The organism is Streptomyces regalis (assembly GCF_001509475.1).
Lineage (GTDB): Bacteria > Actinomycetota > Actinomycetes > Streptomycetales > Streptomycetaceae > Streptomyces > Streptomyces regalis.
Genome location: NZ_LLZG01000415.1, coordinates 26823 through 38690, shown reverse-complemented (window position 1 = coordinate 38690; position 11868 = coordinate 26823). Strand labels below are relative to the sequence as shown.

Genomic DNA, 11868 nt, shown 5'->3' with positions numbered 1-11868 from the left:
ACGTCATCGAAGCGACCACTCCCCTCGACCGCAACTCTCACCCGAAAGCATGACAGGCGGACAAACGCCACTCATCCGCCACGCGGCCATGACACCGAACAGAGCCCAGGAAACCCAAGCCAATTGACGAACTGCGAATGACCCTGGACGCCGTCGCCGAGGAACTGCTCTTCGCCGGGCTCTTCGTGGCCCCGGCCATCACCACCGCGTATCTCATCGCCGACGAGGCCGCCGCACCCGAGGCCCGGGTCCAGGCCGGCGCCTGGGTGAACACGGCCGTCAACGCCGGGAGTACGGCCGGCACCGCGGTCGCCGGAGTGCTGGTCGGACGGGTGTCGACGGGGTGGTGCTTCGCGGTGACCGGTGCGGTGACGCTGCTCGCGGCCGTGGCAGTGGCCAGGGGCGCCACCCGTGACGGGGGCGCCCCTGAGGAGGTGCGGGATTCCGCGCGTGCGGCCTGACGTCAGTCGTCGTCGCCGTCGCGGTCGTCCTGACCGTCCCGGTCGTCGTGGTCCTGGGTGACCTTGCCCGTCTTGAGGTCGACCTTCCACTCGCCCTTGGTGGTCTCCACGCTCCAGGCCGCGGGACCGTCGTCGTCCAGGTCGACGTCGGTGACGGTGCCCTTCGCCGCGCCCGCCTCTGCGGCCTCGCGGGCATCCACGCTCGCGCCCTTCAGCGCGGCGAGGTCCTCGCGGCCGTCGTTGTCGTCATCGGCGTCGCGCTGGGCACCGAGGACCTTGCCGGTGCCGGCCGAGACCGAGACGGTGTACTCGGTGCCGTCGGACTTCACGACGTCCACGTCCCAGGCGCCCGTGCCGTCGTCGTCCAGGTCGGCGGCGACGGCCGTACCCGGCGTGTGCTTCAGCGCGGCCGCGATCGCGTCGGCGGCGCTGACCTCGGCGGTGCGGGCCTGCGAGCGGATCTCGGTGACGTCGTCGTCCCGGTCGTCGGCGACCCGTGCGGTCGACTGACGCTGCGTGGGCGCGCTGTCGTCACCGGACGCGTAGGCCGCGACGGTGCCGCCTCCGATCAGTGCCGCGGCGGCGACGGTGGCGATGACGATGTTGCGCTTCATGGGGTTCCCTCCCGGGTAATCGCGTTTCGCGTCGTTTCGACGGGAACCAATCTGCCGAAGTGACGCTGAGAGGAACCTGAAGCCCCCTGAAGAGATCTTCAGCTTCGCTTTGCCACGCTGTACGCATGCGTCTGTTGATCGTGGAGGACGAGAAGCGGCTGGCCCTGTCGCTCGCCAAGGGCCTGACGGCCGAGGGGTACGCCGTGGACGTCGTCCACGACGGCCGGGAAGGGCTGTACCGGGCCTCGGAGGGGTCGTACGACCTCGTGATCCTCGACATCATGCTGCCCGGCATGAACGGCTACCGCGTCTGCGCCGCCCTGCGCGCCGCCGGCCACGACGTGCCGATCCTGATGCTCACCGCCAAGGACGGCGAGTACGACGAGGCCGAGGGGCTGGACACCGGCGCCGACGACTACCTCACCAAGCCGTTCTCGTACGTCGTCCTCGTCGCCCGCGTGAAGGCGCTGCTGCGGCGCGGGGGACAGGGCACCGGGGCCTCGCCCGTGCACGTCCACGGGGACCTCAAGGTCGACACCGCCGCCCGTCGCGTCTTCCTCGGTGACGACGAAGTGACCCTCACCGCGAAGGAGTTCGCCGTCCTGGAGCAGCTCGTGGTGCGGGCCGGCGAGGTGGTGTCCAAGGCCGAGATCCTGGAGCACGTCTGGGACTTCGCGTACGAGGGCGATCCGAACATCGTCGAGGTCTACGTCAGCACCCTGCGGCGCAAGCTGCGCGCCGGGCTCATCCGGACGGTCCGGGGGGCCGGTTACCGCCTGGAGAGAGTGGAGGCCGCGCGATGAGAGGTCGCCTCTTCGGCTCCGTCCGGTCCCGGGCGACGCTGGCCGCCACCCTCGTCGTCGCGGTGGCGCTGGTCGCGGCCGGGACCGCCGTACTGCTGTCGCTCCGGGCCAACCTGGTCGGGCAGGCCGGCACGGAGGCGGAGCGCACCGCGAGGGCCGTCGCCACGGACATCGCGATCAAGAGGCCGGACCAACCGCTGTCGGTGGACAACGACGAACCCGTCCAGGTCGTCGACGAGAACGGCAAGCTGCTCGCGGCCAGCGAGGACCTGGAGCGGATCAGCGGCACGGGCACCGACGCCGTGCGGCCGCAGGCGCAGAACTCGCCCGGTGAGGCGGACAGCGGTGAGGACTCCGACGACGACGCGGACGACGACTCGGCCCTCGAATCTCTCGACCCGGGCGAGATCAGCGACCACACCACCTTCACGAACGGCACCGCCACGCTCGACGGCGAGACCGACGACTACCGCTTCGCCAGGGTTCACGTCGAGGTCGAGGGCAGGGGCACGCTCACCGTGTACGCGGGCGCCCCTCTCTCCGCCGAACAGGGCGCCGTGAAGACCGCGTTGACCGTGATGCTGATCGGCTTCCCGCTGCTGCTCGGCGTCGTCGGGGCCGTCACCTGGCTGGTCACCCGGCGCGCCCTGCGCCCGGTCGAGGGCATCCGCAGCGAGATGGCCGCGATCACCGCCTCCGAGGACCTCGCACGCCGCGTGCCGGTGCCGGACACGCACGACGAGGTCGCCCACCTCGCGCTGACCACGAACGAGACGCTGGCCGCCCTGCAGACCTCGGTGGAACGCCAGCGCCGCTTCGTCGCCGACGCCTCGCACGAGCTGCGCAGCCCGATCGCGTCCCTGCGCACCCAGCTCGAAGTGGGCGCCGCGCACCCCGAGTTGCTCGATCTCGACGGCGCCGTGGAGGACACCGTACGACTGCAGGGCCTGGCCGCCGACCTGCTGCTGCTGGCCCGCCTGGACGCGGGGGAGCGGCCCGCTGACACGCGGTTCGACCTCGGCGCGGTGGCCCGGGGGGAGGCCGAGGGGCGGGCGGGCGTGACGGTGGACGCGCAGGTCGTGACGGTGGCCGGGTCGCGCGGGCAGATCGGGCGGGTGCTCACCAACCTGCTGGACAACGCCCAGCGGCACGCCCGCTCGGCGGTCACCGTGACGGTCAGGAAGGGCGGGGCGTGGGCCGTCGTGGCCGTCGCGGACGACGGGGACGGGGTGGCCGAGGCCGACCGGGAGCGGATCTTCGAGCGGTTCGTCCGGCTCGACGAGGCCCGCAGCCGCGACGACGGCGGCGCCGGGCTGGGCCTGGCCATCGCCCGCGACGTGGCCGTACGGCACGGTGGCTCGCTCACCGTGGGCCGGGCGTCGGCGGGCGGAGCCCTGTTCGAGCTCCGCCTGCCGCAGGCTCAGTAGACGCCGGGTCGGCCGGTGCCCGCCGGGTCCGCCCGGGTCACGGGCGTCCCCGCTGACCGCGCAGGTGATCCGCGATCGGCTTGAGGGCCTTGTCGAGTTCCGTCAGGGACTCGGGGGGCAGCAGGTCGATGAAGTGCCTGCGCACGGACGCCACATGGTGCGGCGCGACCTTCTTCATCGTCTCCATGCCGTGCTCGGTGAGGACCGCGTAGAGCCCGCGACGGTCGGACTCGCAATTCTCACGCCGGACCAGGTTCGCGTTCTCCATCCGGGTGATCTGGTGGGAGAGGCGGCTCTTGGACTGGAGGGTGGCCGACGCGAGGTCGCTCATCCGCATCCGTACGTCCTCCGACTCGGAGAGATTCACCAGGATCTCGTAGTCGTTCATTGTCAGGCCGAACGGCTGCAGGTCCCTTTCGAGCTGGTACGTCAACAGCCTGTTGACCTCCAGGTGGGTGCGCCAGGCGCACTGCTCCGCATCGCTCAGCCAGCGGGTGGCCGTCTCGGTCTCCATGAATGAAGTCTACCTAAAATGTTGAAAGGCGAACTAGTGAGGGTTTTCTGTGACACGACTGTGTGCGCACACGTTCGATGTCACACTCCGCAGACTACCGCTCACAGCCCGAAGCGACGCTGGAGGTCTCCCAGCTGTCCGGGAAGGCGCGGTGTCCCGGCCGCTTGTGAAGGGCCTGTGTGGGTCCCGCCGGAACCCGGCACTCCGGCGTCCGGTGGAACCGCCCCCGTGGCCTGCTCGGCCATGAGGGTCTCGGTCGACTGGAGCAGCACGGTGCCGGCTCCGACGAACTCGAACTGATGCTCCTCTCCGGAGGCCCCGCCGAGGCCTGTCAGTGCACGTAGACCGCCCATCACGCCGGTCATGTATCCGTGGTCGTAGTGGTGGCACGGCGACGGGCAGTCGGCCCAGCCGACGAGTGCCTGCGGGTCCACCCGGATCGGGGGTTCCATGAACACCACCGGACCGTTAGATGCGGCCACGAACTTTCCGGTTCCGATGAGTGTCAGAAAACCCGGCACGATCGATTGCTTGAGCGCGAGAGTTGGCTGAAAAGCGAGCAGGTTGCCCGAGCGAATGGTCAGGTTGCCGTCTTCGAGGTCGTACGAGTTCACGTCGAAGGCCCGGTCGGCCAGCAGCATCTTGCCCGAGCCCTCCGCCACGACCCAGTCGCTCGCGTGCAGAGGCGAATGAAAGGACGTACGGACAAGACGGTCGAGTCGGCCGTGCCCGACGCCGTTGAACTCCATCGAGCCGTAGTAGGCGATCATCTTCCCCTTCTGCAGGAACCACTGGCTCCCCTTGAGCTCCACGCAGAAGGTGTAGGCGTTGACGTTGTCGTCGGAGGGCAGCGTTGCCGGGTCGAAGACCGTGGGGCCGGCGGGGGCTCCGTAGCCGCCGGGGGTTCCGTAGGGGCTCACAGCTTCTCCTCCGACGCCTGGACGTACACCGCACCGCTGCCGCTGAGCTCCAGCTGGAAGGCCTCGCCGGAGCCGCGGCCCACCATGTCGCGCCAGCCCAGGGCGGTGGACAGCTTGTTGCGTACGTCGCCGTGGTGGGCGACGTAGGCCTGGGGGTCGACGTGGACGGGGCGCTGCGGGGTGATCGGGATCTCGAAGACGCCGCCGTGCGCCATGACGGCCACGGCTCCCTGCCCTTTGAGGGTGGTCGTGAACAGCCCCTGCCCGCTGATCTGCCCGCGGACCATGCCCATGACGCCGCCCTGCGAGCCGAGGAACATCGTGCCCTGCTGGAGGGTGCCCTCGAAGGCGAGGAGGCGGTCCGCCTCGACGCACAGGGTGTCGCCGGAGAGGTTGATCACCTGGACGTGGTGGCCGCCGTGCCCGAAGAGGACGGACCCGCTGCCCTCGACGGACATCAGCGGGGTGTCCTCGTTCGCCACCCGGCGCCCGATCATCGACATGATCCCGCCCTGGCCGCCGGCCATGTTGGGGGTGAAGGACACCTCGCCCTTGTAGGCGAGCATCGCGCCGCGCTGGCTGAACAGCCGCTGACCGGGGACGACGGTCGCCTCGATCATCTTGGAGTTGATCTCGCGGAAGGCCATCTCAGACGTCCCCCGCGATCGTGTTCCGCTCGCTCGGCTGTACGTACACCAGCCCGTCCCCCTCGAACCGGATCTGGAAGGCCTCGCCGCCGCCTTCGCCCATGAGTGTGCGGAAGGTCACACCGGACTGGAAGGACTGCCGCAGATTCCCCTGATGGGCCACATACGCCCCCGGGTCGACGGTCAGCGGATACTGCGAGCTGACCCGCAGCACCACCGCGGGCCCGTCCGACATGATCGCCGCCTGTCCGTGCCCCTCGACGGTGGTCGTGAACAGCCCGTTGCCCTGCGAGGCGCCGCGCATGCCCGTGAAGGACGTGCCGGTCCGCAGCCCCGCGTCGGTCGCGAGCAGATTGCTCGACTCGACGTAGAGCTTGTCGCCCTGGAGGTTCACGAGGTTGATCTCGGAGGCCCGGTCCGCGAACCAGCACGTCCCGTGCCCCTTCACCTCCATCACCGTCATCTGCTCACCGGTCAGGCGCCGGGTCACCATGCCCCGGATGCCCTCACCGCCACCGCTCATCTTCTTGAAGGCCATCTGTCCGTCGTACGCGACCATGGAGCCGTTCTTCGCCTTCACGGCGTCCCCGGTCATGTCGACGGCGAGCACCTTGCTTCCTTGCAGTCGGAACATCGCCACGCAGCGAAGGTAGCCGCCGCTGCCTGCCGCCAACAGATCCCGTAGGTGGACTTCACCCCTGACGGCACCCTGAGGGCGGCACGGTGAGGCGTTGTCACCCCCTCGGGACCGACCCCGACCCCGACCCCGGGCCCGATCCGGTGTCCGGCGTTTGCCACAATGGGTGAGCGTTTGTGCTTGCGTTCACAAGCAATCCCGAGCCGACCGACGTCTCTCCCACCGAAGGTGACCCGTGGACCTCAAGACCGCCTCCGCCATCCGCCGCCTGCGCTTGGTCTCCGTACCGGAGGGCATCTCCTGGATCGTGCTCGCAGCCTGCACGATCATCAAGTACACCGTTGCTTCCGGCTTCAACGCGGCCCCGGTTCTCGGGCCGATCCACGGCGTGCTCTTCATCCTCTACGTGATCTTCTGGCTGGACGCCTGGAACCGCACCAAGTGGGACCTCAAGACGGGTGCCCTCTACTTCGCGTACTCGATCATCCCGGGCGGCGGCTTCATCGCCGAGCGCAGCCTGCGCCGGGCCAGTGAGGACGCGGTGATCGCGGAGCGCGCCCGCAAGGAAGGCATCGTCAACGCATGATCGTCGCCTTTTCCGTGACGCCGCTCGGCGTCGGCGAGGACGTGGGGGAGTACGTCGCCGACGCCGTCCGCGTGGTGCGCGAGTCGGGCCTGCCCAACCGCACCGACGCGATGTTCACCTCCGTCGAGGGCGAGTGGGACGAGGTCATGGACGTCGTCAAGCGCGCCGTGGCGGCCGTCGAGGCGCGGGCGCCGCGGGTGTCGCTGGTCCTCAAGGCGGACATCCGCCCGGGCGTGACGGACGGCCTCACCTCCAAGGTGGAGACGGTGGAGCGGCACCTCGCCGAATAGCCGGCGGCGCTCCGTGGCATCGGGATACGGGAGCAGTACGTCGATGCCACGGAGCGCTGTGGTGTCCAGCCCGAGTGACGCAGGGGAACTTCAGCTCGCTCTTCGAGCGCGGCCGGGTGCATGAGCTCCCTGCGAGGGTGACTCGGATCGTCGCTGTGCGCGGGAGCGAGGCCGTCACGCCGTGAGCCCATGCGCGGGGCGTGCCCCTCTTCCCGGACGGCGCACGCTTCACAGCCGCTGCCCTGAAGGTCCGCGCGAGTCGGCGGACCTCCCCCTCGCAGGCGGAACTCGTCCGCCCTCAACCCGCGCTCCGGGGACGCCACATGCCGTGCCCCGGGACACCGAACCGGCCGACCGCAGAGCCTTGGGCCCTGTCGTCAGATTCCCGCGTGCCCCGCGGCGCCTGGCACGCACGCCCCCAAAGGGGGGGGCACCCCCAGTTGCGTTGCCGAACCGCCCACGTGGCTCCCCCCCCCCGCGAACGGAGCTTCGCCCGGCTCGCGCGGGGGCACCCCCATGACGCCGCCGGGCCCGCCCTCCGGGCGGACGAGGGGAATGTGAGGACACGGCCCAGCCGGAGCGGGCGGCCACCCGCGTCCGCCCGAACGGCGCATCGGGACCTGCCTCTTCGAGTTCGCCCCGGTACCCGCCTGACGTGGTGTCGGCAGCCAGCGGGCACGCACGCGCGGGCAGTTCCCTCAATTGGCCCGCGCGGCTCGCGGTCCCCGTAGCCCTGACCCACGATGAAGGCTCAGGGCCGAAACTCGCGTTCGCGCAGGTGAACACGGACGGCCGCCGCTTGCTTCCGCGAAGGAAGGGTCCGCCGGATGACCACTTCGCCCCACACATCCCAGTCGGCATTCGACGGTTCCAGGATGCGCGTCATCCTGCTCGTCGATCTCCACGAAGGCGCCCAGCAAGAGTTCCTCGACGCGTACGAGCACATGCGTGACCGAGTCGCGTCGGTTCCCGGTCACCTCGGTGACCAGTTGTGCCAGTCCCTGGAGAACCCGTCCCAGTGGGTCATCACGAGCGAATGGGCCACCGCCCCGCCGTACCTCGCCTGGGTGAACAGTGAAGAGCATCTCGAGACGGTCAGGCCCCTGCAGAGCTGCGTCCGTGAGCTGAGGTCGATGCGTTACGGCGTCGTCCGTGAGACTGGCCGCGGCCGCCCCGACCCCGGCGGACTCCAGACGGCCGTACGAGTGGGCGACGGTGTGACGCGCCACGCCCTGACCTTCACCGTCAAGCCCGGCTCCGAGTCCAAGGTCACGGAGATCCTCGCCGGCTACGCGCCGCCCCAGGCCCGCGTCGACGACTCCACGCGGCTGCGCCGCACCACCCTGTTCATCCACGGCAACCGGGTCGTGCGCACCGTCGAGGTGGAGGGCGACCTGATGGCGGCGCTGCGCCACGTCTCGCGCCAGCCCGAGGTGCGGGCCGTCGAGGAGGCCCTCAACCCGCATCTGGAGCAGCACCGGGACCTGTCCGACCCCGAGTCCGCGCGGGCCTTCTTCGCCCGCGCCGCCATGCCGGCCGTCCACCATGTGGCACGCGGCGGACCGGAACCGGACGACCTCACCCGGCACGCCCTGTACTACCCGGCCCGTGCGGGCTGTGGGATGGCGCTGGCCCGGCTGCTCTCCCGGCAGGACGAGACCGCGGCGGCCGACCGGGCCGGCCCCGTGCACCGCAGCACCGTCTTCCAGCGGGAGGACATCGTCGTCCGCCTCATCGACGTACGCGGTGACCCCGAGACCGATCCGGTCAGGGCGCTCGGCGTCCACGGCCCGCGCAAGGCCGCCGTACTGGCGCGTCTGCTCGACGGTGGCGCACTCGGCGTGGCACGACCGCCCACGGGCGAACGGGAGGCGACCCGCCTCCTGGCGCACGCCGACATGGCGCTGATCACCGACCGCAGGGCTGCGCAGTCCTGACGGCACAGCGCAGGGACCAACTCCCCACCGACCGACCTGGAGACAGACCATGGAGAAGATGCGCCCGCGCGTCGTGGACGTGAACGAGATCGAGCCCAACCGCAAGCGTGGTGGCGACCTGCGCACCCTGCTCACCCCGGTCACGGTGGGAGCCACGAGCGGGTTCATGGGCCTCGCCATCATGCGGCCCGGCGAACGCATCAGCGAGCACTACCACCCGTACTCCGAGGAGTTCGTGTACGTCGTCGAGGGCAGGCTGGAGGTCGACCTGGACGGCGAAACGTTTTCTCTCCGTGCCGACCAGGGCCTCATGATCCCCATCGACATGCGGCACCGCTTCCGCAACGTCGGTGACGAGGAAGCCCGGATGGTCTTCCACCTGAGCCCGCTGGCCCCGAAGCCCAGCCTCGGCCATGTCGACACGGAGGCCCCGGAGATCAGCGACGACCTCAAGCCGTACCCGCTCGTCCAGGAGGAGAGCGGGCGGCCCGACCGACGCGGGGTCCTCTCGTGACCCGGCAGGTGGCGGTCACCGGCATAGGCGTGGTCGCTCCGGGAGGCATAGGAGTACCCGCGTTCTGGGACCTCCTCTCGGGCGGCCGTACCGCGACACGAGGCATCACCCTGTTCGACCCCGAGGGGCTGCGCTCCCGCATAGCCGCCGAGTGCGACTTCGATCCGCTCGCCCACGGGCTCGAACCCGAACTGGTCGAACGCGCCGACCGGTACATACAGTTCGCCGTCGCCGCCGCGACGGAGGCCGTGACCGACAGCGGAGTCGACTTCGGCGCGGAGGACCCCTGGCGCGTGGCCGTGTCCCTGGGCAGCGCGGTGGGCGGCACGACCCGGCTGGAGCACGACTACGTCCAGGTCAGCGAAGGCGGGCAGCGCTGGGACGTCGACCACCGCGCCGCGAACCCGTACCTGCACCGGGCCTTCTCGCCCAGCACGCTCGCGTCGGACGTCGCGGAACGGTTCGGCGCCCAAGGGCCCGTGCAGACCGTGTCCACCGGCTGCACCTCCGGGCTCGACGCCGTGGGCTACGCCTTCCACACCATCGAGGAGGGCCGCGCCGACATCTGCATCACCGGGGCGTCGGACTCACCGATCTCCCCGATCACCATGGCCTGCTTCGACGCCATCAAGGCCACCTCCCCCAACAACGACGACCCGGCGCACGCCTCTCGGCCCTTCGATGCCCACCGCGACGGATTCGTCATGGGCGAGGGCGCCGCCGTCCTCGTACTGGAGGAACTGGAGCACGCCCGTGCGCGCGGCGCGCACGTGTACTGCGAGATAGGCGGCTACGCCACCTTCGGCAACGCCTACCACATGACCGGGCTGACCAGTGAGGGACTGGAGATGGCCCGGGCCATCGACGCCGCGCTCGACCACGCGCGCGTGGACCCCACGGACATCGACTACGTCAACGCGCACGGCTCGGGCACCCGCCAGAACGACCGCCACGAGACCGCCGCGGTCAAGAAGTCCCTGGGCTCCCACGCCTACGACACACCCATGAGCTCGATCAAGTCCATGGTGGGCCACTCGCTCGGGGCGATCGGCGCGATCGAGGTCGTCGCCTGTGTGCTCGCCCTGGCCCGGCAGGTGGTGCCGCCCACGGCGAACTACGAGACCCCGGACCCCGAGTGCGACCTGGACTACGTACCGCGCACCGCCCGCCCGCGCAGGCTCGACAACGTGCTCTCCGTGGGCAGCGGCTTCGGCGGTTTCCAGTCCGCGGTGCTCCTGACGGGTCCGGGCGGGAGGACGAAATGAGTGGTAGTGGTATACGCCCCCGGCACACCGCCGTCACAGGGATCGGCGTGGTCGCGCCCAACGGCCTCAACGCGGACACCTACTGGAAGTCCGTCAAGGACGGCACGAGTGTCCTGGACCGGATAACCCGGGAGGGCTGCGAGCACCTTCCGCTCCGCGTCGCCGGCGAGGTCCGCGGATTCGACGCCTCGGCGCTCATCGAGGAGACCTTCCTCGTCCAGACCGACAAGTTCACCCACTTCGCCCTGGCCGCCGCCGACGCCGCCCTGCAGGACGCGGGGCTGAGCAGCACCGCCGCCGACTCGCCGTACTCCGTCGGTGTGGTCACCGCGGCCGGCTCCGGCGGCGGCGAGTTCGGCCAGCGGGAACTGCAGAAGCTGTGGGGACAGGGGTCCCGGTTCGTCGGGCCCTACCAGTCCATCGCCTGGTTCTACGCGGCCAGCACCGGCCAGATATCCATCCGCAGCGGCTTCAAGGGCCCCTGCGGGGTGGTGGCCAGCGACGAGGCGGGCGGTCTGGACGCCGTCGCGCACGCCGCCCGGGCCGTGGACCGGGGCACGGACGTGATCGTGGTCGGGGCGGCCGAGGCGCCACTCGCCCCGTACTCCGGGGTCTGCCAGCTCGGGTACCCCGAGCTCAGCACCGTCGAGGACCCGACCCGCGCCTACCGTCCCTTCACCCCGGCGGCCTGCGGCTTCGTACCCGCAGAGGGCGGTGCCGTGCTGATCGTGGAGGACCTGGAACGGGCACAGCGGCGGGCCGCGGTCGTCCGGGCCATCGTGGCGGGACACTCCGCCACCTTCACCGGCGCCTCGCACTGGGAGCAGTCACGGGAAGGGCTCGCGCACGCCATCCGCGGCGCCCTCGACGAGGCCGGCTGCGCACCGGAGGAGATCGACGTGGTCTTCGCCGACGCGCTGGGCGTCCCGGAGGCGGACCGCGCCGAGGCCCTCGCCCTCGCCGACGCCCTCGGCCCGCACGGCAGCCGGGTGCCCGTCACGGCCCCCAAGACCGGCATCGGGCGGTCCTACTGCGGGGCACCCCTGCTGGACATCGTGGCCGCGGTGCAGGCCATGGAGCACGGGCAGATACCGCCGACCCCGAACGTCTTCGACGTCTGCCACGACATCGACCTGGTGACCGCCACGGCGCGCCCGGCCGAGCTCCACACGGCCCTGATCCTCAGCCGGGGACTCATGGGCTCCAATGCGGCGCTGGTGCTACGCCACGGCCCCGGATCCGCCGTATAGAAC

Annotated in this window: 14 protein-coding genes; 9 read left to right on the top strand and 5 right to left on the bottom strand. The window is 70.6% G+C overall.

The window, feature by feature from the left end; translation table 11 throughout:
• Positions 1–137: 137 nt before the first annotated feature.
• Positions 138–461, top strand: coding sequence for an MFS transporter (locus ADL12_RS47315; protein WP_062715260.1), 324 nt, complete (start codon positions 138–140; stop codon positions 459–461).
• A 2-nt stretch (positions 462–463) separates the two neighbouring features.
• On the opposite strand, the gene ADL12_RS47310 is transcribed toward ADL12_RS47315, so the two are convergent.
• Entirely contained in the window at positions 464–1075 is a 612-nt protein-coding gene (locus ADL12_RS47310) for a PepSY domain-containing protein (protein WP_062715259.1), read from the bottom strand.
• Between the two features lie 125 nt (positions 1076–1200).
• Between ADL12_RS47310 and ADL12_RS47305 the strand changes: the two genes are divergently transcribed.
• Together ADL12_RS47305 and ADL12_RS47300 are read left to right on the top strand one after the other, a co-directional pair.
• Positions 1201–1878, top strand: coding sequence for a response regulator transcription factor (locus ADL12_RS47305; RefSeq protein ID WP_062715258.1), 678 nt, complete (start codon positions 1201–1203; stop codon positions 1876–1878).
• Positions 1875–3305, top strand: coding sequence for a sensor histidine kinase (locus tag ADL12_RS47300; protein WP_062715257.1), 1431 nt, complete (start codon positions 1875–1877; stop codon positions 3303–3305). Before ADL12_RS47305 ends, ADL12_RS47300 begins: the two co-directional genes overlap by 4 nt.
• Before the next feature lie 37 nt (positions 3306–3342).
• Here ADL12_RS47300 and ADL12_RS47295 read toward each other — a convergent pair whose 3' ends face one another.
• The 4 genes from ADL12_RS47295 to ADL12_RS47280 all read right to left on the bottom strand — a co-directional run bounded on the left by ADL12_RS47295 (position 3343) and on the right by ADL12_RS47280 (position 6020).
• Positions 3343–3819: a MarR family winged helix-turn-helix transcriptional regulator gene (locus ADL12_RS47295; RefSeq protein WP_062715256.1), complete on the bottom strand. Its 477-nt coding sequence runs from the start codon at positions 3817–3819 to the stop codon at positions 3343–3345.
• 101 nt (positions 3820–3920) lie between these two features.
• A complete protein-coding gene (locus ADL12_RS47290; protein ID WP_062715255.1) occupies positions 3921–4739 on the bottom strand; it encodes an AIM24 family protein in 819 nt (272 codons plus the stop codon).
• Positions 4736–5386 carry an AIM24 family protein gene (locus ADL12_RS47285; RefSeq protein WP_062715253.1) on the bottom strand — a complete coding sequence of 217 codons (651 nt, stop codon included), beginning with the start codon at positions 5384–5386 and terminating at the stop codon, positions 4736–4738. Before ADL12_RS47285 ends, ADL12_RS47290 begins: the two co-directional genes overlap by 4 nt.
• A 1-nt stretch (position 5387) precedes the next feature.
• A complete protein-coding gene (locus ADL12_RS47280; protein ID WP_062715266.1) occupies positions 5388–6020 on the bottom strand; it encodes an AIM24 family protein in 633 nt (210 codons plus the stop codon).
• Positions 6021–6258: 238 nt separating this feature from the next.
• Here ADL12_RS47280 and ADL12_RS47275 point away from each other — a divergent pair, with 238 nt between their 5' ends.
• From ADL12_RS47275 to ADL12_RS47250, 6 genes are all read left to right on the top strand, one after another.
• Positions 6259–6609: a DUF3817 domain-containing protein gene (locus ADL12_RS47275; RefSeq protein WP_062715251.1), complete on the top strand. Its 351-nt coding sequence runs from the start codon at positions 6259–6261 to the stop codon at positions 6607–6609.
• The gene (locus ADL12_RS47270; RefSeq protein WP_062715249.1) at positions 6606–6899 is read left to right on the top strand and encodes an MTH1187 family thiamine-binding protein; all 294 of its coding nucleotides are present in this window, start codon (positions 6606–6608) and stop codon (positions 6897–6899) included. Before ADL12_RS47275 ends, ADL12_RS47270 begins: the two co-directional genes overlap by 4 nt.
• A gap of 827 nt (positions 6900–7726) precedes the next feature.
• Positions 7727–8836, top strand: a complete 1110-nt coding sequence (locus tag ADL12_RS47265; protein ID WP_062715246.1) for a SchA/CurD-like domain-containing protein — start codon at positions 7727–7729, stop codon at positions 8834–8836.
• Between the two features lie 49 nt (positions 8837–8885).
• Positions 8886–9350 carry a cupin domain-containing protein gene (locus tag ADL12_RS47260; protein ID WP_062715244.1) on the top strand — a complete coding sequence of 155 codons (465 nt, stop codon included), beginning with the start codon at positions 8886–8888 and terminating at the stop codon, positions 9348–9350.
• Positions 9347–10615 carry a beta-ketoacyl-[acyl-carrier-protein] synthase family protein gene (locus ADL12_RS47255; RefSeq protein WP_062715242.1) on the top strand — a complete coding sequence of 423 codons (1269 nt, stop codon included), beginning with the start codon at positions 9347–9349 and terminating at the stop codon, positions 10613–10615. The genes ADL12_RS47260 and ADL12_RS47255 overlap by 4 nt, the downstream gene beginning before the upstream one ends.
• The gene (locus ADL12_RS47250; RefSeq protein WP_062715240.1) at positions 10612–11865 is read left to right on the top strand and encodes a ketosynthase chain-length factor; all 1254 of its coding nucleotides are present in this window, start codon (positions 10612–10614) and stop codon (positions 11863–11865) included. The genes ADL12_RS47255 and ADL12_RS47250 overlap by 4 nt, the downstream gene beginning before the upstream one ends.
• Positions 11866–11868: the final 3 nt, after the last annotated feature.